The sequence below is a fragment of the Delftia sp. DT-2 genome, assembly GCF_028401915.1.
Taxonomy (GTDB): domain Bacteria; phylum Pseudomonadota; class Gammaproteobacteria; order Burkholderiales; family Burkholderiaceae_C; genus Comamonas; species Comamonas tsuruhatensis.
In genome coordinates this window covers 191,248-210,482 of sequence record NZ_JAQOTI010000010.1, presented here as the reverse complement: position 1 = coordinate 210,482, position 19,235 = coordinate 191,248, and the positions used below count along the sequence as shown (strand labels likewise).

At 67.1% G+C, this 19,235-nt stretch carries 19 protein-coding genes; 12 read left to right on the top strand and 7 right to left on the bottom strand.

Annotated elements, in window-relative coordinates:
- The first annotated feature begins 2 nt into the window (after window positions 1-2).
- The 7 genes from PO605_RS19620 to PO605_RS19590 are packed head-to-tail and all read left to right on the top strand — an operon-like array spanning window position 3 to window position 8,031.
- Window positions 3-875: a carbohydrate ABC transporter permease gene (locus PO605_RS19620; RefSeq protein WP_082001472.1), complete on the top strand. Its 873-nt coding sequence runs from the start codon at window positions 3-5 to the stop codon at window positions 873-875.
- Window positions 868-1,752 (top strand): carbohydrate ABC transporter permease, encoded by an 885-nt coding sequence (locus PO605_RS19615; RefSeq protein ID WP_047216922.1) that lies wholly within the window; start codon window positions 868-870, stop codon window positions 1,750-1,752. The genes PO605_RS19620 and PO605_RS19615 overlap by 8 nt, the downstream gene beginning before the upstream one ends.
- A gap of 28 nt (window positions 1,753-1,780) precedes the next feature.
- Window positions 1,781-2,896 (top strand): ABC transporter ATP-binding protein, encoded by a 1,116-nt coding sequence (locus PO605_RS19610; RefSeq protein ID WP_272206768.1) that lies wholly within the window; start codon window positions 1,781-1,783, stop codon window positions 2,894-2,896.
- On the top strand, window positions 2,893-4,428 hold the full coding sequence (locus PO605_RS19605) for a GMC family oxidoreductase (RefSeq protein WP_272206767.1): 1,536 nt from the start codon (window positions 2,893-2,895) through the stop codon (window positions 4,426-4,428). Before PO605_RS19610 ends, PO605_RS19605 begins: the two co-directional genes overlap by 4 nt.
- On the top strand, window positions 4,425-5,210 hold the full coding sequence (locus tag PO605_RS19600) for a 3-ketoacyl-ACP reductase (RefSeq protein ID WP_272206766.1): 786 nt from the start codon (window positions 4,425-4,427) through the stop codon (window positions 5,208-5,210). The genes PO605_RS19605 and PO605_RS19600 overlap by 4 nt, the downstream gene beginning before the upstream one ends.
- Before the next feature lie 11 nt (window positions 5,211-5,221).
- Window positions 5,222-6,835, top strand: a complete 1,614-nt coding sequence (locus PO605_RS19595; protein WP_272206765.1) for a GMC family oxidoreductase — start codon at window positions 5,222-5,224, stop codon at window positions 6,833-6,835.
- Between the two features lie 14 nt (window positions 6,836-6,849).
- Window positions 6,850-8,031: a dihydrodipicolinate synthase family protein gene (locus tag PO605_RS19590; protein ID WP_272206764.1), complete on the top strand. Its 1,182-nt coding sequence runs from the start codon at window positions 6,850-6,852 to the stop codon at window positions 8,029-8,031.
- Window positions 8,032-8,119: 88 nt separating this feature from the next.
- On the opposite strand, the gene argC is transcribed toward PO605_RS19590, so the two are convergent.
- Entirely contained in the window at window positions 8,120-9,088 is a 969-nt protein-coding gene (gene argC / locus PO605_RS19585) for an N-acetyl-gamma-glutamyl-phosphate reductase (protein ID WP_272206763.1), read from the bottom strand.
- A 119-nt stretch (window positions 9,089-9,207) separates the two neighbouring features.
- Here argC and PO605_RS19580 point away from each other — a divergent pair, with 119 nt between their 5' ends.
- The 3 genes from PO605_RS19580 (at window position 9,208) to PO605_RS19570 (ending at window position 12,031) form a co-directional block, all read left to right on the top strand.
- Complete coding sequence (locus PO605_RS19580; protein WP_017407463.1) at window positions 9,208-10,092, top strand: LysR family transcriptional regulator; 885 nt, start codon at window positions 9,208-9,210, stop codon at window positions 10,090-10,092.
- Between the two features lie 320 nt (window positions 10,093-10,412).
- A complete protein-coding gene (locus PO605_RS19575; protein ID WP_047472607.1) occupies window positions 10,413-11,339 on the top strand; it encodes an NAD-dependent epimerase/dehydratase family protein in 927 nt (308 codons plus the stop codon).
- Entirely contained in the window at window positions 11,336-12,031 is a 696-nt protein-coding gene (locus PO605_RS19570; protein ID WP_016446292.1) for a type 1 glutamine amidotransferase domain-containing protein, read from the top strand. Before PO605_RS19575 ends, PO605_RS19570 begins: the two co-directional genes overlap by 4 nt.
- 25 nt (window positions 12,032-12,056) lie before the next feature.
- Here the strand turns inward: PO605_RS19570 and PO605_RS19565 are convergent, their stop codons facing one another.
- Window positions 12,057-12,551 carry a MerR family transcriptional regulator gene (locus PO605_RS19565; RefSeq protein WP_016451534.1) on the bottom strand — a complete coding sequence of 165 codons (495 nt, stop codon included), beginning with the start codon at window positions 12,549-12,551 and terminating at the stop codon, window positions 12,057-12,059.
- A 302-nt stretch (window positions 12,552-12,853) separates the two neighbouring features.
- Here PO605_RS19565 and PO605_RS19560 point away from each other — a divergent pair, with 302 nt between their 5' ends.
- Window positions 12,854-13,345 carry a hypothetical protein gene (locus PO605_RS19560; protein ID WP_016446290.1) on the top strand — a complete coding sequence of 164 codons (492 nt, stop codon included), beginning with the start codon at window positions 12,854-12,856 and terminating at the stop codon, window positions 13,343-13,345.
- Window positions 13,346-13,433: 88 nt separating this feature from the next.
- Here PO605_RS19560 and PO605_RS19555 read toward each other — a convergent pair whose 3' ends face one another.
- The 5 genes from PO605_RS19555 to PO605_RS19535 form a co-directional block, all read right to left on the bottom strand.
- Entirely contained in the window at window positions 13,434-14,042 is a 609-nt protein-coding gene (locus PO605_RS19555) for a DUF4337 domain-containing protein (RefSeq protein ID WP_012206105.1), read from the bottom strand.
- A gap of 100 nt (window positions 14,043-14,142) precedes the next feature.
- On the bottom strand, window positions 14,143-14,322 hold the full coding sequence (locus tag PO605_RS19550; protein WP_013801983.1) for a DUF2256 domain-containing protein: 180 nt from the start codon (window positions 14,320-14,322) through the stop codon (window positions 14,143-14,145).
- 20 nt (window positions 14,323-14,342) lie between these two features.
- Window positions 14,343-15,404 carry an NAD(P)/FAD-dependent oxidoreductase gene (locus PO605_RS19545; protein ID WP_047472606.1) on the bottom strand — a complete coding sequence of 354 codons (1,062 nt, stop codon included), beginning with the start codon at window positions 15,402-15,404 and terminating at the stop codon, window positions 14,343-14,345.
- Window positions 15,401-16,033, bottom strand: a complete 633-nt coding sequence (locus PO605_RS19540) for a lipocalin family protein (RefSeq protein ID WP_047472605.1) — start codon at window positions 16,031-16,033, stop codon at window positions 15,401-15,403. Before PO605_RS19540 ends, PO605_RS19545 begins: the two co-directional genes overlap by 4 nt.
- Window positions 15,994-16,977, bottom strand: a complete 984-nt coding sequence (locus PO605_RS19535; RefSeq protein ID WP_052195816.1) for a MerR family transcriptional regulator — start codon at window positions 16,975-16,977, stop codon at window positions 15,994-15,996. The genes PO605_RS19540 and PO605_RS19535 overlap by 40 nt, the downstream gene beginning before the upstream one ends.
- 259 nt (window positions 16,978-17,236) lie before the next feature.
- Here PO605_RS19535 and PO605_RS19530 point away from each other — a divergent pair, with 259 nt between their 5' ends.
- Window positions 17,237-18,811, top strand: coding sequence for a methyl-accepting chemotaxis protein (locus PO605_RS19530; protein WP_047472603.1), 1,575 nt, complete (start codon window positions 17,237-17,239; stop codon window positions 18,809-18,811).
- Window positions 18,812-19,235 lie beyond the last annotated feature (424 nt).

Sequence of the window (19,235 nt, the reverse complement as noted above, 5' to 3'; positions counted from 1 at the left end):
CCATGAAGGCCGGCTGGCTCCCCAGGCTGCTGCTCAGCCCCAGCGTGCTGCTCACGCTGGTGTGCGTGTACGGATGCATTCTGTTCACGGTCTATCTGTCGTTCACGGCATCGACCCTGCTGCCGCGCCATGAATGGGCCGGCACCGCTGCCTACACGCGGCTGCTGGGGCTGGAGAACTGGAAGATCTCGGCGAACAACCTCGCGGTGTTCGCCAGCCTCTACATCGCCATTGCCATGGCGCTGGGCCTGGTACTGGCCATCCTGATCGACCAGAAGATCCGCGCCGAGGCCGTGCTGCGCTCCATCTTCCTGTACCCCATGGCCCTGTCCTTCATCGTCACGGGAACGGCGTGGAAATGGCTGCTCGACCCCGGCGTGGGCCTGGAAAAATCCATGCACCTGCTGGGCTGGCAGGGTTTTGCGTTCGGCTGGATCAAGGACGGCGACATGGCCATCTACTGCGTGGTCATCGCCGCCGTGTGGCAGACCAGCGGCTTTGCCATGGCCCTGTTCCTGGCGGGCCTGCGCGGGGTGGACTCCGAGCAGATCCATGCGGCGCGGCTCGATGGCGCGCGCACCTGGCAGGTCTACTGGCGCATCGTCCTGCCGCAATTGGGGCCGGTTTTCGTATCGGCCTTCGTGATCCTGGCGCACATGGCCATCAAGTCCTATGACCTGGTGATTGCGCTGACCAATGGCGGGCCCGGCCGCTCGACCTGGCTGCCCTCGGTGTTCATGTACCAGTACTCGTTCACCCGCAACGAGATGGCCGTGGGCGCGGCCAGCTCGGTGCTGATGCTGCTGGCCGTGGGCGCCATCGTCCTGCCCTATCTCTGGGGCGCCATGCGCAGCGCAGGAGGTCGCCATGACTGAGCTGCGCACACCCTGGTCCTTGACACGGCGGCTTCAGCCCTGGCGCGTGCTGCTGTATGCGGCGCTGGTCCTGCTGGCGGCGGTCTTCCTGCTGCCGGTCTATGTGATGCTGGCCAATTCGTTCAAGCCGCTCGACGAGATCCGCAGCGGCCACCTGCTGGCGCTGCCCGGCCAGTGGACGCTGGCGCCCTGGCGCAGCGCCTGGAGCACGGCGCAGATCGGCGTGCAGGCCACGGGGCTGCGGCCGTTCTTCCTCAATTCCTTCCTGGTGGCCGTGCCATCCGTGCTGCTGTCCACGGCCCTGGGCGCGCTCAACGGCTGCATCCTGACCCAGTTCCGTTTCCGGGGGGCGGACCTGCTGTTCGGCGCCATCTTGCTGTCGGTCTTCATTCCATTCCAGATCGTGCTGATCCCCATGGCCAAGATGCTGGGGGCGCTGGGCCTGGCGGGCAGCCTCAAGGGCCTGGTCTTCGTCAACACGGTGTACGGCATAGGCTTCACCACGCTGTTCTTTCGCAACTACTACGCGGCCTTCCCGGCCGAGCTGGTGCGCTCGGCGCGCATGGATGGCGCGGGGTTCTTCGGGCTGCTGTGGCGCGTGCTGCTGCCCAACAGCCTGCCCATCGTCGTGGTGGCCGCGATATGGCAGTTCACCAGCATCTGGAACGAGTTCCTGTTCGGCGCCTCGTTCAGCGATTTCAGCTCCTACCCGCTGACCGTGGCGCTGAACAACCTGGTCAACAGCAGCACCGGCGTCAAGGAATACAACGTCCACTTCGCGGGGGCGTTCATCGCGGCCTTGCCGACGCTGGCCGTGTACCTGGTGTCGGGCCGGTTCTTCGTGCGCGGGCTGATGGCCGGCGCCGTCAAAGGCTGATGCCCAGCATCTTGCAGTGAGGCATTCCATGGCATTCCTTGATCTCGACCGCATCCACAAGCGCTTCGGCGCGGCCAGCATCCTGCAGGACATCAGCATTGCCGTGCAGGAGGGCGAATTCCTGGTCCTCGTCGGCCCGTCGGGCTGTGGCAAGAGCACGCTGATGAACATCATCGCGGGCCTGGAGCCGCCCAGCGGCGGCCGTCTGGCGCTGGGCGGCCGCGACATCACCCACGCGGCGCCGGCCGAGCGCGACATCTCCATGGTGTTCCAGTCCTATGCGCTGTACCCCAACATGACCGTGGCGGGCAACATCGGCTTTCCGCTGGAGATGCGCAAGGTGGACAAGTCGCGGCGCCTTGAGCGGGTGCAGGAGGTGTCCAGGCTGCTGCAGATAGAGCACCTGCTGGGGCGCAAGCCGCGCCAGCTGTCGGGCGGCCAGCGCCAGCGCGTGGCCATAGGGCGGGCGCTGGCGCGCGAGCCGCAGCTCTACCTGTTCGACGAGCCGCTGTCCAACCTCGATGCCCAGCTGCGCGTGGACATGCGCGCCGAGATCAAGAAGCTGCATCAGCGCCTGGGCGCCACCATCATCTATGTCACGCACGACCAGATCGAGGCCATGACCCTGGCCACGCGCATCGCCGTCATGAAGGGCGGGGTGCTGCAGCAGCTGGGCACGCCGCAGCAGGTCTACAACCGGCCGGCCAACACCTTTGTGGCGGGCTTCATGGGGTCGCCGCGCATGAACCTGCTGCCTGCGCGCGTGGGTGAGGGGGCGGGTGAGGGGCAGGGCGGTCCCTTCCTCGATATCGGCGGCCAGTCCCTGCCCCTGCCGCAGCCGCTGGCCACCGCGCTGCAGGGCCATGCGGGCCGCGAAGTCATTGCCGGCATACGTGCCGAGGCCGTGGGCCTGGCGCCCGAAGGCGTGCCGGCCGCCCCTGGCCAGGGCCTGGCCGAGGCCCGCGTCGAGCTGCTGGAGCCCACCGGATCGGACACGCTGGCCCTGCTGGAGCTCGGTGGCCATGCGTTCACCGCGCGGCTGCCGCCCGATGCGCCGTTGCGCGCCGGGGACAGGGCACGCCTGCTGATCGACCTGTCTCGGCTGGTCTGCTTCGATGCCGCCACCCAGGCGCTGATCGCATGACCGCCATGGCGCACAACGGGCTGGACTGCGATGTGCTCATCATCGGCTCGGGCGTGGGCGGCTCGGCCGTGGCCCTGCAACTGGCGGACAGCGGTGCGAGCGTATGGGTGCTGGAGCGCGGCCCGGTGCTGCCGCGCGAGGCGCAGAACTGGGACATCGAGGCCGTCTTCGCCGAAAGACGCTACCAGACCGACGAGGTCTGGTACGCCAGCGGGCGGGCGTTTCGGCCCGGCATGTTCTATTTCGTGGGCGGGCACACCAAGTTCTACGGCACGGCCATGCTGCGCTTTCGGCAGCGCGATTTCGAGGCGGTGGAGCATGAGGAGGGCATCTCGCCCGCCTGGCCGCTGCGCTATGCCGATCTCGAACCCTGGTATGCCCTGGCCGAGCAGCTGTTCGGCGTGCGCGGCCAGGGCGGTGCCGACCCCACGGAGCCGCCGCGCAGCACGGCCTATGCCCATCCCCCGGTGCCGCACGAGCCGCTGCTTTCGCGCATCGAGCAGCGCTTGCGTGCCCAGGGCCTGCGGCCGTTTCCCATGCCCTGCGCCATCGACCTGGGACCGGGCGGACACTGCCGGCGCTGCGCCAATTGCGACGCCGTGCCCTGCATGGTGGGGGCCAAGGGCGATGCCGAAACCTGCCTGCTGCGGCCTGCGCTGGCGCACCGCAATGTGCGGCTGCATACCGGCGTGCGCGTTCAGCGCCTGCTCACCGATGCGGGCGGGCGGCGCGTCGTCGCGGCGGAGGTGGTGGACCGCGGCGTGGCGCGCCGCATCACGGCGGGGCTGTTCGTGCTCAGTGCCGGCGCCATCAACTCGGCGGCCCTGCTGCTGCGCTCGGCCAATGCGCGGCATCCGCGCGGCCTGGCCAATGGCAGCGACGTGGTGGGCCGCCACTACATGACGCACAACACCACGGCCCTGATGGCATGGCACCCGTTCAGGCGCAACCGCACGCGCTTTCCCAAGACGCTGGCGCTGCACGACTTCTATTTTGGCGATGGCGCGGGCGGCCCGCCGCTGGGCAGCCTGCAACTGCTGGGAAAGATCCGCGAGCCCATGCTGCGTGCCGCCCTGCCGGGCACCCCGAGGTGGCTGCGCAGCGCGCTGGCCGAGCGCAGTGTGGACTGGTACGCGCAAAGCGAGGACCTGCCCCACCCCAGCAGCCGCGTCACGCTGCGCGCAGACGGAGCCATCGACCTGCACTGGCACCGCACCAACCTGCGCGCCCACCAGCGTTGGGTGGCGCGCTGCGCCCAGATACTGCGCGGCACCGGCTACCCGCTGGTGCTGTCGCGCGGCTTCGGCACCGAGGTGGTGTCGCACCAGTGCGGAACGGTGCGCCTTGGGAGTGATCCGGCCACCTCGGCGCTGGACCCGCAGTGCAAGGCCTGGGAGCTGGACAACCTGTATGTGGTCGATGCGGGATTCTTCCCGTCCTCGGCCGCCGTCAACCCCGCGCTGACCGTGGCGGCCCAGGCCCTGCGCGTGGGCTGTCACCTGCGTCACCACCTTCAGGAGCTGCTGCCATGAATCCGCAATCGACGGTACGGCGCCCCGTGGCCCTGGTCACCGGCGGCAGCCAGGGCATAGGCGCCGCCATTGCGCTGCAACTGGCGCACGACGGCTTTGACGTGGCCATCACCACGCTGCAGGACGATGGCGCCAGTGACGGCGCCAGCGTCGCGCAGATCCAGGCCTGCGGCGCGCGTGCGCTGCGTGTGCGCGGCGACCTGGCCGACGTGCACGACCACGCTCGTGTGCTCGATGCGGTCTGCGCCTGGGGCGGTGTGCCGTCCTGCCTGGTCAACAACGCAGGCATGGGATCGCCGCGCCGCGGCGATCTGCTGGACATCCGCGCCGAGGACTTCGACCGGGTGATGGCCACCAACCTGCGCGGCAGCTTCTTTTTCACGCAGGCCGTGGCGCAGCGCATGCTGGCTGCGTCTTCGGGCGCTGCGCGGTCCATCGTCACCGTGTCCTCGGTCAGCGGCGAGATGGCGTCGGTGGAGCGCGGCGAGTACTGCCTGTCCAAGGCCGGCCTGGGCATGCTGACGCGCCTGTTCGCGCTGCGCCTGGCGGCGCACGGCATTGGCGTGTTCGAGCTGCGCCCCGGCATCGTCCGCACGGCCATGACGGCGGGTGCTGCCGATCGGTACGACGGCCTGATCGCTGCGGGCCTTGTGCCCATGGGCCGCTGGGGCCGGCCCGAGGACGTGGCGCAGGCCGCCAGCGCGCTGGCAAGCGGCAGGCTGGCGTTTGCGACGGGGTCGGTGCTGCATGTGGATGGCGCGCTCTCCATCGCGCGTCTGTGAGGAGGATGACCATGGACAGCTATGACTACATCATCACGGGCGCGGGCTCGGCCGGCTGCGTGCTGGCCAACCGGCTGAGCGCCGACCCCTCGGTGCGCGTGCTGCTGCTGGAGGCCGGGGGCTGGGACTCGCATCTTCTGTACCACTGGCCTGCGGGTTTTGCGCGCATGACCCGGGGCCGGGGCTCCTGGGGATGGCAGACCGTGCCGCAGCGGCATCTGAACCAGCGCGTGCTGCGCTACACGCAGGCCAAGGTCATCGGTGGCGGCTCGACCATCAACGCCCAGCTGTACACGCGCGGCGTGCCGGCAGACTATGACGACTGGGAGCGCCTGGGCGGCGCCACGGGCTGGTCCTGGCGCGACGTGCTGCCGTACTTCAAGCGGTCGGAGAACAACCAGCGCTTTGCCAACGAGTACCACGGCTACGGCGGCCCGCTGGGCGTGTCCTGCCCCGTCAGCCCGCTGCCCATCTGCGAGGCCTTCTTCCAGGCCGGCCAGGAAATGGGCATGCCCTTCAACCCCGACTTCAACGGTGCCGCGCAGCAGGGCCTGGGCTACTACCAGCTCACGCAGTGGAATGCGCGCCGTGCGTCGGCCGCCACGGGCTTCATCGATCCGGTGCGCATGCGCCGCCCCAATCTGACCATCCAGCTGCAGACCCAGGCGCTGCGCGTGCTGGTGCAGGGCAGGCGCGCGGTTGGCGTGGAGGCGGTCTCGGGCACCAGCCGCACGCCTTTCAGCGTGCACGCCAGCCGCGAAGTCATCGTCTGCTCGGGCGCCATAGGCTCGCCCAGGCTGCTGATGCACTCCGGCATAGGCCCTGCCGACCATCTGCGCAGCGTGGGGCTGGCGCCTGTGCATGACCTCCCTGGTGTCGGCTCCAACCTGCAGGACCACCTGGACCTGTTCGTGATCGCCGAATGCACGGGCGACCACACCTACGACAAATACCAGCGCCCCTGGCACGCGGCCTGGGCGGGCCTGCAGTACCTGCTGCTCAAGAAAGGGCCGGCCGCCTCCAGCCTCTTCGAGACCGGGGGCTTCTGGTATGCCGACCCCGATGCGCTCGCGCGCTCGCCCGACATCCAGTTCCATCTGGGGCTGGGCTCGGGCATAGAAGCCGGAATCACCGGGCTGGAGAACGCAGGCGTGACGCTGAACACGGCCTACCTGCGCCCCCGCTCGCGCGGCACGGTCCGGCTCGCGGATGCAGACCCGGCGTCGGCGCCATTGATCGATCCCAACTACTGGGCAGACCCCCATGACCGGGCCATGTCCATCAAGGGCCTGCGCCTTGCGCGCAAGCTGCTGGGCCAGCCAGCGCTGCAGCGCTACGTGCACGGCGAGGTATTGCCGGGCGGACATCGGGACAGCGATGCCGAGCTGTCTGACTACGCCTGCGCCCATGCCAAGACCGACCACCATCCCGTGGGCACCTGCCGCATGGGCCCCGAGCACGACCCGGACAGCGTGGTGACGCCGCAACTGCAGCTCATCGGCATGGAGGGGCTGCGCGTGGCCGATGCGTCCGTGATGCCCTTCATCCCCTCGTGCAACACCAACGCTCCCACCATCATGGTGGCCGAGAAGGCTGCCGACCACATCCTCGGCCGACGGGCTTGAGGCAGGAGACCCCCATGCAGATCCTCCTTCCCCGAGGCGACGGCCGTCTCGTGCCACTGGCCATGAAGGCCAGTCCCATCGCTCCCGCGGGCCCGGCCCCTGCCTTCAACCGCAGCGTCTATGCAGCGGCCCATGTGGTGATCGACCCGTTGGCAACCACGCATCCCTGGGATGGCCCGCCTGCCATCGATTGGGAGGCGACGCTGGCCTTCCGCGAGCATCTGTACCGCCTGGGCTTCAAGGTCGCCGAAGCCATGGACACGGCCCAGCGCGGCATGGGCCTGGACTGGCCATCGGCACGCGAACTCATCCAGCGCAGCGCGCGCCATGCGCGGGCAGTGGGCGGCCAGCTGGCCTGCGGCGCGGGCACCGACCAGCTGGCGGCGCAACCCGGGGTCACGCTGGCACAGGTCGAGGGGGCCTACCGCGAGCAGATGGACGTGGTGCAGGCCGAAGGCTGCCCCGTGGTCCTCATGGCCAGCCGCGCCCTGGTCCAGGCCGCGCGCGGCCCGCAGGACTATCTGCAACTCTATGACCGGCTGCTGGACGCTGCCGACCAGCCCGTGGTGCTGCACTGGCTCGGCGAGATGTTCGACCCTGCGCTGCGCGGCTACTGGGGCAGTACGGACCTGGCGCAGGCCCTTGATACCGTCGCCGCGCTGATCGCAGCGAAGGCGCCCAAGGTCGAAGGCATCAAGGTATCGCTGCTCGATGCGCAATGGGAGAGGGCGCTGCGCCGCAGGCTGCCTGCGGGCGTGAAGATGTACACGGGTGACGATTTCCACTACGCCGAACTCATGGCCGGCGATGGGACGGCAGCCGGTGAGGGCGGCCACTCCCACGGCCTGCTGGGCATCTTCGACCCCATCGCCCCGGTGGCGGCCGTGGCGCTGGCCGAACTGGCCCAGGGCCGCAGGGGACGCTTCCGGGAACTGCTGGATCCCACGGTGGCGCTGTCGCGCGAGATTTTTTGCGCGCCCACGCGGCACTACAAGGCAGGCATCGTGTTCCTGGCCTGGCTCAATGGCCACCAGAAGCACTTCTCCATGGCCGGCGCAATGCAGTCTGCACGCGGGGCCGTGCACTTTGCCAAGGTGTTCGAGCTGGCCGATGCCTGCGGTGCGCTGGCGGACCCGGAACGGGCCAGCGCGCGCATGAAAAGCTATCTGTCGGTGGCCTGTGGCGTCGAGGCTTGAAGCAGGATTGCCCGGATCTTGCCCGTCTTCCCCAGGCCGGCTGCTCACACCGCACTCACTCCACGCTCACACCAGGCTCACACCAGGCTCACACCAGGCTCAGGGATTCATCGCATCCTGGCTGCAGCATCGGCTGCAGCCCGAGCATCAGATCAAGGTTCTGCACCGCCGCGCCGGCGGCGCCCTTGCCCAGGTTGTCGAACACGGCGGTCAGCAGCACCTGCTCTTCCTGCGGCTGTCCGAACACCGCCAGCCGCATCCGGTTGCTGCCATTGAGCGCACGCGGATCGAGCCGCTGCGCGTCGGCGTCCTCCTCCAGGGGTTGCAGCTCGATGCAGGGCTGGCCCTGGTACCGCGCCTGCAGCGCAGCGTGCAGGCTGCGGGCGGTCACACCAGCGGGCAGCAGCCGCAGATGCAGGGCGATGGTCAGCACGATGCCTTGCCGGTAGTGGCCATAGGCCGGCACGAACACGGGCGCATGGGCCAGGCCGGCATGCTGCTGTATCTCGGGCACGTGCTTGTGGTGCAGTCCCAGGCCATAGACCTGCAGGGGCACGGCAGTGGCGGCGGCAGCGCCCTCATGGTCCAGCAGTCCTGCGCGGCCCCGTCCCGAATAGCCCGATACCGCGTGAATGGCCAGCGGGTAGTCGGGGGGCAGCAGGCCCGCGTCGATCAAGGGCCTGAGCAGTGCCAGCGCACCTGTCGGATAGCAGCCGGGATTGCTGACGCGCCGGGCATGGGCGATGCGTTCAGCCTGGCCTGCCTCCAGTTCCGGCAGGCCATAGACCCAGCCCGGAGCGGTGCGATGCGCAGAACTCGCATCGATCACGCGCACGCCGGGCCGGCGCACCAGCGCCACGGCCTCGCGCGCAGCCTCGTCCGGCAGGCACAGCAAGGCGATGTCGCAGTCGTTGAGCGCCTCGGCGCGGTGCGCCGTGCTTTTGCGCTGGTCGGCCGGCAGCTGCAGCAGGCGCAGGTCGGTCCGATCCGCCAGCCATTCGCGCACCTGCAGGCCGGTGGTGCCTTGGTCGCCATCGATGAAAACAAGAGAGGTCATGGGTTGCTCCGATTGGGTGTGGAGCGCATGTTGCAGCGCCTGCCGCATGCAGGCCAGTTGAATCTGACAAACTACGGATTCATGATTCCTGAATTGCTGGCAACCTGGGACACCGCACCATGCGCGAAATCAATCTGGACCGTCTGCGCACCCTGCTGACGGTGGCCGACCTGGGCTCGTTCGCCGCCGCCGCCAAGGTGCTGCACCTGGCGCCGCCCACGGTGACGCTGCATGTGGCGCAGCTCGAAGAGCGTCTGGGAACACGTCTATTGCACCGCGCACCGGCCGGCGTCACCGCCACATCGGCGGGCAGCCTGCTGATAGACAAGGCGCGCCAGCTCCTGGCCGAGGCCGACGATCTCCTGCAGACCGTGCAGCGCCAGATCGCCACGCGCGGGGGCCGCGTGCGCCTGGGCGCCTCCACTGGCGCACTCGCGCACCTCTTGCCCCAGGCACTGGAAACCCTGGCCGCCCGGCATCCCGAGATCGACGTGCAAGTGGCGGTGATGACCAGCGAGGAAGCCCTGGCGCGCCTGGCGGCCGGCAGCCTGGACATCGGCATCGTTGCCTTGCCGCAGCCCGTGCTGCGCGGGCTGCAGGTGCAGGCCTGGCGCCAGGACCCCGTGCTCGCCTTCATCCCGGCCGCCTGGAAACCGCCGCGACACATCACGCCCGCCTGGCTTGCGGCCCGCCCCCTGATCGCCAACGACCGTGGCACCCGGCTGTCGCGCCAGACCGCCGAATGGTTTGCCGCAGGCGGCGCCCGGCCGCAGGCACGCATCGAGCTGAACTACAACGACGCAATGAAGAGCCTGGTGGCAGCGGGCTACGGCGCCGCGCTGCTGCCCCACGAGGCCGGCGCACCGCAGCCTGACCCCCGCATCACCACGCGACCCTTGCGGCCGGCACTGTCAAGGGCGTTGGGCATCGCGCATCGCAAAAGGCCGGATGACGACGCGACGACGGTGACGATTGAGGTTTTGATGGGGATGCGGGGGCGTTGACTTTGCTGATTGATGCCTGATTGACCGCAGGAATCAATAGAGCCGATGAGCGGACTGGAATAAACCTCGGCTTCATCCCAGTCCGTTTCGGTGCCTTGTTGATGCGATGGCACCATCACCGGTTTGACACTACGCTGGAATGAAACGCCTGTCGCGTCAACATTTGTGCCGGAGCGACCAAAGAGTCCACCCGCTGAGCGAGCCGGCGGGTTTGTCTTCGACCTGGTATCAGGGATCTGTAGTTTGCCGCTTGACCTTCAACTCAACTTGAAGCTTAAGCTCCTTATCCTCTCATCACACAAGATGCTGCAAGGATCGATATGCAAACCATTTTGGGCGCCAATGGCCAGATCGCGGTGGAGCTGGTGCGCGAGCTCCATCGCAACTACACGCAGAACCTGCGCCTGGTCAGCCGCAAGCCGCGCAAGGTGAACGATACGGACGAGCTGGTGTCCGCCGACCTGATGAATTCCGCGCAAACCCTGGAGGCCGTGCGTGGCAGCGAGGTCGTGTACTTCACCGCCGGCTTGCCACCAGACACCGAGTTATGGGAGGGGCAATTTCCTGCCATGCTGCGCAACGCGCTCGATGCCACGCGGGCAGCGGGGGCCAAGTTTGTCTACTTCGACAACACCTACATGTACCCGCAAACCGCGCAGCGGCAGACCGAGGAAACCGCCTTTGCCCCGGTGGGCCGCAAGGGGCGCGTGCGCGCCTTGATGGCCGAGATGGTGCTGGCCGAGATGCAGCGCGGCGATATCCCCGTCGCCATTGCCCGCGCGCCAGAGTTCTACGGCCCCGGCAAAACCCAAAGCATCACCAACACCCTGGTGATCGGCCCGCTCAAGGCGGGCCAGAAGGCCAAAGTGCCGGTCCGTGACGACAAGCTGCGCACCCTGATCTGGACGCCCGATGCAAGCCGCGCCATGGCAGCCATTGGCAATGCGCAAGATGCGTATGGCCAGACCTGGCATCTGCCTTGCTGGGACGAGCGGCTGACCTATCAGGCCTTTGTGAACCTGGCGGCTGCAACCTTTGGGGTTGAGCCGCGCTACAAGGTACTGAGCCACCTGGCCATGGTGGTTGCTGGCTGGGTCTCCAAGCCCGTGCGCGAACTGCGTGAACTGCTGCCACGCTACGCGCACGACAATGTGTTTGATTCGTCCAAGTTCAAGCGCCGCTTTCCCGACTTTGCTGTCACCAGCTACGCACAGGGCCTCAAGCACATCGCGCAGGAGTCATCATGAGTACGCCACGTATCTTGCATGTCGTCACCAATGTCGCTCATTACGACGACCCTGCGCACGCCACAGGGCTGTGGCTGTCGGAGCTGACCCATGCCTGGGATGTGTTTGCTGCGCAAGGGTATCTGCAACAACTGGTGAGCCCGCTGGGTGGCGCCGTACCGCTGGAGCCGCGCGCACTCCAATGGCCGCACTTCGATGCTTCGGCCAAAGCCTGGCTCGATGATCCCGCGCGCATGGCCCTGCTGGCGAACACTGCGGCACCTGCCGATATCGATGCGAACGATTTCGATGCCATCTACTTCACCGGAGGGCATGCGGTGATGTGGGATTTTCCCGATAGTGCGGGGCTGCAGCGCATCACACGCAGCATCTGGGAGCGAAGTGGCATCGTTGCATCGGTTTGCCACGGCTACTGCGGCCTGCTCAATACGCAGCTCAGCGACGGCTCTTTGCTGGTCGCGGGCAAACGGGTCACGGGTTTTTCATGGACGGAAGAAATCCTGGCCGGAGTGGCCCGGTCCATGCCCTACAACGCCGAGCAGGAGATGAAGATGCGCGGTGCGCGCTATCAGAAAGCCTTGCTGCCTTTTATGTCGTATGTGGTGGCCGAGGGCCGCCTCATCACCGGGCAAAACCCGGGGTCGGCCAAAGCGACTGCCAAGCAGGTGGTGCAGGCTTTGGCAAGGCGCTAGGGCCACGTTCCAAACTGGCGCAGGCCTATGCCGCGCTTGCCCGCTTCTTGTGTCCGGTGCGCATGAGCTTGCCCATTTTTTCTTCGGCCGCTGCTTCAGAGGCCAGGGATTCGGATTGCTGGGCCAGTACATGGGAGAGCACACGGCGTGCGTTGTCATGGCAATCCATGTTGTCTGGCCGCGCTTCAATATCGGACAACAAAGCCTGCAACTGCTTTTTGCTGGTCTGCAGCTTTTTCTCCATGGCCTTGATATCGGCAATTTTTTGGCGCAGCGCGCCTACGACGGCCTCATGGTCCCAGCCTTGCAGGCCGGGCGGCAAGAGTGCACGAATTTCATCCAGGCTGAAGCCCACCCCTTGCGCAATCGCAATCAGCTCCAGCATCTGCACCATCTCAGGCGGATAGCTGCGGTAGCCATTCGCGCCACGCTCAGCCGCTTGCAGCAGGCCGCTTTGCTCATAAAAACGAATGCGTGATGTGGACAGGCCTGTGCGTTTGCTCAGTTCGCCAATGTTCATACGTGACCTCGGCAGGGATGCCTTGACCTTCAATAAGACTTGAAGCTTATCGTACTCGCAAGCCCTTCGCTCCAGCGGCAATTTGCGGCGAGCGCGACGTGCAAGCGAGGCAACCTGACGCAGCTCGGTCAGACGCTGATGACCAGCCTGCACGCCTGCTTTGACTGCCGTGGCTACCGTATCTGCCGGGTGTCATGGCCCCGTGGAAGCCGCCGCTTGCGCAATAGACCCCTGCGCGCGAACTGTATGGATAGACAGTAGAATTTCGGGCTCGATAGTTTCCACAAGGGAAGGGTCTGGACATGTCCGCAGAACTCGAACAAGAAGTCGTCTCAATCTTCGAAGACCGCCTTTGGCATCACAACGGCTGGGAGGCCCGCGTCATCAAGAATGAAGACGACGATGGCTGGGCCGTTGCCATGACCCAGGACGGCCAGGCGGAGCCAAGCCTGGTCGGCCCGTGGACCATGGGCCGCGACAAGAAAAATCCCAAGCCGCTGGACGTTTCCGCCTTCAACACGCTCGTGAAGACGGCGCACGAGGTGATGCGCCGGCATGAGCAGCATCTGGCAGCGCAGTTGCACAAGGATGTGCAGATCGTGGTGGGCGGGTCACGCGTGACCGTCTCTCTGGATATCGAGCCCGATGAGGACAATCCCAGCGCCACGCTCACCGCCACTGCCGCCGACGGCAGCGAGCTGGCCAAGGTGGGAGTCAGGCCGGACCATCAGCTCACCCGGACGTCTGCGCAAGCCTGGGCAGAGGCAGGCTACCCCCGTCCCAGCGAGGACTGAGCCGCGGGCAAGGCCGGGGAATCGGGGGGGGCTGTTTCACAGCTGCCTTCCAAGGCGGATATGCGGCTTTGCGGCTTTGCCACACGCTCTAGATGTGCAGCATGGCCAGCCCGCCCACGCCAAGGCCCAGCGCTGCCACGCCGAGCATGGCGTATTCCAGCCATTTCTTCTTGGTCAGCAGCGCGATGGCTGCAAGGGCAATGGCGACCTGCAGCGCGGTGGTGGCCTGCGCCCAGCGGTGATGCAGGTGCATCTGCATCTCGGACTTCTCGTCCCATTGCCGGGCCTCGGCTTCCAGGCGGTCGGCATCGCGCTTGATGTCGTCCTTTTCCTTTTCGTAGCGCTCCACCTTGGCCTGGTAGGCCGCCCGCCTGTCCTCCGTGGTCGCCAGATCACGCGCGAACTCGGACAGCGATTGCTTGGTGCTCTTGGCCTGGAAGAAGGCCCACTGGTTGGCCGCTTCGGTCTTCTTGATGGCTGCGTCGTTCTTGTACAGCCCGGCATTGGCCTGGGTGGCGCCGCCCATGTACGCGAAGATGGCGCCCACCGTGGCGATGACTGCCGTGCACATGGCGATCTGGTTGGTCAGGCTGCCGCCGCCGATGCCGTGATGGGCGGTTTGGCCATGCTCGCCCTGGGCAGCATGTTCGAGTTCGTGATCGTGTGGGCCGTGGACGTGAAAGCCGCCGGAAGACATAGGTGCCAATTCCTTGATGCAATGGGGTGGCGCATTATGGGGCCGGCCTGGCGGCAATCCAGGGCTCCAGAATGTGCGGGGCGCATGGCCCGCTTGGAGGTCAGCGCCTTGGCTGACGGCCTGCAGATGGGGGAGTGGGATCAGGCGGCAGTCGCGCGGTGCGGCAGCGCTGCGAGCAGTATTTGACCTCGTCCCAATCACGTGCCCATTTTTTGCGCCATGTGAACGCAAGACCGCAGCACGCACACAGCTTGGAGGGAAGGTGGGGCTTCTTGTGCATGGCGCGGGCGTTCCTGTGGTTCAGCGCGTCAGCGTGGCCAGGGCGCGCCGGGCCAGCGCCCGTCCGCTGAGCCAGGCGCCTTCGACGCCTGCGCCGCACATCCAGTCGCCGCACAGGCCCAGGCCCGCAGGCGCATCCCACCAGTAGCGGTTGACCAGGTGCGGCGCCGGCAGCGCATAGCGCCAGCGGTGGGCAGTGACGCGCAGGCCGCCTGGCAGAGAGTCGGACAGAGAGCCGGCCAGTGGGCCGGTCAGGGCCTCGAATGCCTGCAGCAGTTGCCCGGCCACGGATTCAGCGTCCGATTCGATGTGATCCTGGCTCCACCGTGCACTGGCATGCAGTACCCAGGTCTGCTGCCCTTGTTGCCCTTGCCGCCCTGGCTTGGCGCTGTCGCGTGCCACCCAGCACAGCGGGCCATCCGTGATTTCTGCCGCATCCCAGTCCAGCGGCAGGGGGGCGTCGGTGCGCAGCATGGCCACCCAGCAAGGCTGCATGCGCGCGCTGGCGGCCAGTGCCGACGCATAGGGCGAGACCGGCTCCAGCAAGGCTGCCGCCTGCGGTGCAGGCACTGCCAGCACCAGGGCGCAGTATTCCGGCCCCATCTGCCCTTGTTCGGCACAGTGCACTGTCCAGCGGGCAGGCCCGTGCTGCAAATGCTGCACCGTGGCCTGCAGGTGCAGCCGTACGCCATGCCCCTGCTGTCCAAGCCGCTGGACAAGAAACGCTGCGGGAGAGGTCATGCGCGGCACGCCCACCCAGCGGTCGGGGCCTGCCTCTGCGGGCACCGCGTCTGTGCCCTGCAGGCGCACTGCGCGCGGACGCCAGGCGGCGACAACGCCGTGCTGCTCCCACTGGCGCACCTCCTGCACAAACTCCGGGTCCTGGGCTGCAAACGATGGGGCGCCGTGATCGCACTGCCACGCACCCTGCGGATCCTGCGCGCGCCGTGTGCTCATGCGCCCGGAAGGGCCTCGGCTTTTCTCGAAGATATCCACGCGGCAGCCAGCCTCGGCCAGCAACTGTGCGCAGGCCAAACCCGCCATTCCTGCGCCGATCACCGCGACGGGGGGCAGGCTGTTCACAAGGCCTCCTGGCTGCGCGCTTCCTGGTGCCGATCATGGCTGACCCAGATCAGCGCGCTGGTATCGACGCCCAGTTCCCCTGCCTTGGCAACGATGGATTGCAGGGTCTGCGGGGGCAGTTTCGGCTCCCTGGCCAGTATCCAGCAGTACTGCGTGTCCGGCCCGAGGACCAGCGCCCAGCGGTAGTCAGGGTCCAGGGCGGCCACATGGTAGCCGCCGTAGAACGGGCCGAAGAAGGAGACCTTGAGCGAAGCCGTGTCCGGCTTGCCCGTGAACAAGGCCTTGCCGACGGCGCGCTGCCACTGGCCCCGGGGCACGGAAAACCCCCGGTTCACCACCTTCACGCTGCCGTCTGCCTGCGGCGTGTACTCGGCGGTCACATCGGTCATGCCCCGCTCGAAACCATGGTCCAGCCGTGCCAGTTCATACCACAAGCCCTGGTAGCGCTGCAGGTCGAACGGTGAGACGGGCGTGACCGAGCCTGGCGGGCGCATGCTGGCGCAACCGCTGGCCAGCAGGCCGGCGCCAAGGGTCGCTGCCAGCAGGGTGCGCCGCCTGGCGATGAAGACGGGGCGGGGGGCGGGAAAGTTCATGCGTATGTCCTTGATGTTCTTGTCGTCTGCCGCCATCGGGCGACCAGCGGTTGCAGATCCGTGAGATGGCGCACCGGCGTGATGCCCGCGACAGGGCTGGAATAGAGCGCCGGGCATGCTCCACCGGCCCACAACTCGATGGCCGGCGGCAGGTGGCTGCGCAGCTCGCCCAGGCAAGCCTGCGCTATCGCTCCGTTGTGCGCGCTGCTGAAGCTCAGCCCCACGATGTCGGCGCGATGCGCCCGCGCGGCCTGTGCCACGTCGCCGATGGGCGTCTGGGTGCCCAGCGATACGCAGTTGCAGCCTTCCAGGGCCAGCAGGGCTTCGACCATGAGCAGCCCAAGTCCATGCATCTCCTGCGGCAGCGTGGTCAGCAACACCTTGGGCGCGGGCGGCGGGGAAGGCGGGACGAGCGAGGCGATCGCCTGCCTCAAGACGCCGGTGAGCACCTCGGTGTACAGGTGCTCTTCGAACACTTCAAAACGCCCCTGTGCCCAGAATTCGCCGACCGCCGTGGTCAGCGGGGCCACGAGCGTGGTCACGAAACCGGCCAGGCCCATGCGCGACTGGGCCAGGCTCAGGCAATGCCTGAGCTGGGCGGGATCATGTGCGGCAATGGCGTTGAGCATGGGTGCGAAGCGGTCAGAGTCTGCTGCATTCTCTGAATTTGTCCTGGACAAATTCATGGCTGGCGAGGTGTCGGCGCGGGCCAGCAGCGCCTGCAGGCCGTCCAGGTCCACGCCCATCAGCTTGCTGGGGCGCAGCCCCGTATCCATGAGCCGCCGGATCAGGGTCAGTTGTCGAACCTGGTCTGCCGGGTAGCGGCGATCGCCTGCCGAATCCCGTTCAGGCCTTGGAAAGCCGTAGCGTCTTTCCCAGACGCGCAGGGTGTCCTTGGCAAGTCCGGTCTCGCGTTCGACGGCCGAGATGGGCAGCCCGGGGCCAGGCGCCAAAGGCAGGGGGTCAGAAAGTGGCGTCATTGATCTGAAGGGAACAAAACGTCCGGCCATGGCCGGAATGTTTTGAGGGATTTTGCGAATTGTCTAGGACAAAAATATGTTTTGTCCAATATATTACATAGAGAAACAAAGCGCACGCCCGCTGGCCGCCACCCGGCAGCCGCTGGCGCAAGTGCTTTGTAGATCCCGGCCAGGAGATGACGGCCCCAGGCGCAGGCGAGGCTTCACACCATGATCGCCGCGCCCTTGTGCAGTCTTTCCGGCCACGCAGTTCGTACCGATGATCATCATGAATTTGTCCAACTGGCCACTGGCCCGCCGTCTCGCAGCTGCCTTCGCATGCGTCATCGCCATTTTTCTTCTTGTCATCGCGCTGGCCGTGAGCAGCCAGTCCCGGCTCAAGGAGGCCCAGCAATGGAACGAGCACACCTTCAAGGTGATGTCCCAGGGACAGCGCATGCTCACGGGCATGGTCAACATGGAGACGGCCTCGCGGGGCTATCTCCTGTCGGGCGACTCCCGTTTTCTGGCCCCCTGGGATGAAGGACTCAAGGAGTTCGAGGCCTCCTGGCAGGAGGCCGTACGCCTGACCGAGGACAACCCCGCCCAGCAGCGCCGGCTCGACGGTATCCGGCTGCGCCACCGTGAATTCGTGCAGGCGGTGCAGCCGCTGCAGGCGCTGCGGCGGCAAGTTCAGGATGGCACGGCGACGGTCGAGGATCTGGTTCGCGAGTTCTCCCTGGGGCGCGAGAAGGCGGCCATGGATGGGCTGCGCGCACTGCTGGCGGACCTGGTGCGGGAGGAGGAGCAGCTCATGGCCGAGCGCCTGACGCGCACCGAGTCGCTGGCGGCAATGACGCTGGCGTTCGAGCTGGGGGGCGCGCTGGTGGCCGTCGTGCTGGCCGCCTTGCTGGGCACCTGGGTCACGCGCTCCATCACGGTTCCCATCGGCCGGGCCATCCAGGTGGCACGCGCGGTGGCATGCGGGGATCTGACGCAGCGGGTGGAGGCCACCACCCACGATGAAGTGGGGACCCTGCTGCGCAGCCTCGGCGAGATGAGTGATGCGCTATCGCAGGTCGTGGCCGTCGTGCGCAGCGGCAGCGAATCCGTGGCGAGTGCAAGCACCCAGATTGCCCAGGGCAACACCGACCTGTCCTCGCGAACCGAGAGCCAGGCCAGCGCGCTTGAACAGACGGCGGCCTCCATGGAGCAGCTCGGAGCGACCGTGACCCAGAACGCGGATGGCGCGGGCAAGGCCAACGCGCTCGCGCAGCAGGCCAGCGGCGTGGCCGGGCAGGCGGGCGAGGTGGTCACCCAGGTCGTGGACACGATGAAGGGCATCAGTGAAAGTTCGCGCCGCATCGCCGACATCATCAACGTCATCGACGGCATCGCGTTCCAGACCAACATCCTGGCGCTGAACGCTGCGGTGGAGGCTGCGCGTGCCGGTGAACAGGGCCGCGGCTTCGCTGTGGTGGCCTCCGAGGTCCGCAGCCTGGCCGGCCGCAGCGCGGCGGCGGCCAAGGAGATCAAGGCCCTGATCTCCGACAGCGTCGAGCGGGTCGAACAGGGCTCTGTGCTGGCCGACCGCGCGGGAGGCACCATGGCTGAAGTGGTGATGAGCATACGCAGCGTCACCGACCTCATGGGCGAGATCAGCGCGGCTTCCGCCGAACAACGCAGCGGCGTGGCACAAGTGGGCGAGGCGGTCACGCAGATGGACCAGGCGACGCAGCAAAACGCGGCCCTGGTGGAGGAAATGGCGGCGGCAGCCACGAGCCTGCGCCAGCAGGCGCATGACCTTGTGCAGTCCGTGAGCGTTTTTCGCCTGGGGCCTCAAGCGCAGGGTTGAAGCAGGGTTGGCGCAGGGGTGAGGCAGGGTTGATGCACCTGGTGAAGACGCGGTGCGGGACTTTGGGAGAGCGGGCCTCTCTACAGGCGCCGGAGCATCAGCCGCTGCTGCCGTCCTGCCCGGGCACCGGCCGGCGTTCAAACAGTTGCGCCATGGCCCGGGAGGGCCGGAGGCCGCAGATCGCGCCATCCGGTTTTCCGAACGGCGCCTGCATTTCATTGTTCGGATTTCCGTTCCACCTTATGCATAAAAGTAAGGTCGATATAGGCGAATCAAGCAGTTAGCGCGCGGCGCAGGTGCCGGATGCGGCTGGCACGGTCTGTGCACTGTCAGGCGCAGGCCACGTGCGTCGTGGTTGTGTGTGCAGGGAGACAAGCCCGTCTTCGCAATGACACCTGGCAGAGGGCCGGGGGCTGCGGCGGAC

What these genes read in the sequence shown, in the direction of transcription:
- PO605_RS19620 (WP_082001472.1), top strand. Translation starts at nt 3, where the DNA reads ATGAAGGCCGGCTGGCTCCCCAGGCTGCTGCTCAGCCCCAGCGTGCTG.
- PO605_RS19615 (WP_047216922.1), top strand. Translation starts at nt 868, where the DNA reads ATGACTGAGCTGCGCACACCCTGGTCCTTGACACGGCGGCTTCAGCCC.
- PO605_RS19610 (WP_272206768.1), top strand. Translation starts at nt 1,781, where the DNA reads ATGGCATTCCTTGATCTCGACCGCATCCACAAGCGCTTCGGCGCGGCC.
- PO605_RS19605 (WP_272206767.1), top strand. Translation starts at nt 2,893, where the DNA reads ATGACCGCCATGGCGCACAACGGGCTGGACTGCGATGTGCTCATCATC.
- PO605_RS19600 (WP_272206766.1), top strand. Translation starts at nt 4,425, where the DNA reads ATGAATCCGCAATCGACGGTACGGCGCCCCGTGGCCCTGGTCACCGGC.
- PO605_RS19595 (WP_272206765.1), top strand. Translation starts at nt 5,222, where the DNA reads ATGGACAGCTATGACTACATCATCACGGGCGCGGGCTCGGCCGGCTGC.
- PO605_RS19590 (WP_272206764.1), top strand. Translation starts at nt 6,850, where the DNA reads ATGCAGATCCTCCTTCCCCGAGGCGACGGCCGTCTCGTGCCACTGGCC.
- argC (WP_272206763.1), bottom strand. Translation starts at nt 9,088, where the DNA reads ATGACCTCTCTTGTTTTCATCGATGGCGACCAAGGCACCACCGGCCTG.
- PO605_RS19580 (WP_017407463.1), top strand. Translation starts at nt 9,208, where the DNA reads ATGCGCGAAATCAATCTGGACCGTCTGCGCACCCTGCTGACGGTGGCC.
- PO605_RS19575 (WP_047472607.1), top strand. Translation starts at nt 10,413, where the DNA reads ATGCAAACCATTTTGGGCGCCAATGGCCAGATCGCGGTGGAGCTGGTG.
- PO605_RS19570 (WP_016446292.1), top strand. Translation starts at nt 11,336, where the DNA reads ATGAGTACGCCACGTATCTTGCATGTCGTCACCAATGTCGCTCATTAC.
- PO605_RS19565 (WP_016451534.1), bottom strand. Translation starts at nt 12,551, where the DNA reads ATGAACATTGGCGAACTGAGCAAACGCACAGGCCTGTCCACATCACGC.
- PO605_RS19560 (WP_016446290.1), top strand. Translation starts at nt 12,854, where the DNA reads ATGTCCGCAGAACTCGAACAAGAAGTCGTCTCAATCTTCGAAGACCGC.
- PO605_RS19555 (WP_012206105.1), bottom strand. Translation starts at nt 14,042, where the DNA reads ATGTCTTCCGGCGGCTTTCACGTCCACGGCCCACACGATCACGAACTC.
- PO605_RS19550 (WP_013801983.1), bottom strand. Translation starts at nt 14,322, where the DNA reads ATGCACAAGAAGCCCCACCTTCCCTCCAAGCTGTGTGCGTGCTGCGGT.
- PO605_RS19540 (WP_047472605.1), bottom strand. Translation starts at nt 16,033, where the DNA reads ATGGCGGCAGACGACAAGAACATCAAGGACATACGCATGAACTTTCCC.
- PO605_RS19535 (WP_052195816.1), bottom strand. Translation starts at nt 16,977, where the DNA reads ATGACGCCACTTTCTGACCCCCTGCCTTTGGCGCCTGGCCCCGGGCTG.
- PO605_RS19530 (WP_047472603.1), top strand. Translation starts at nt 17,237, where the DNA reads ATGATCATCATGAATTTGTCCAACTGGCCACTGGCCCGCCGTCTCGCA.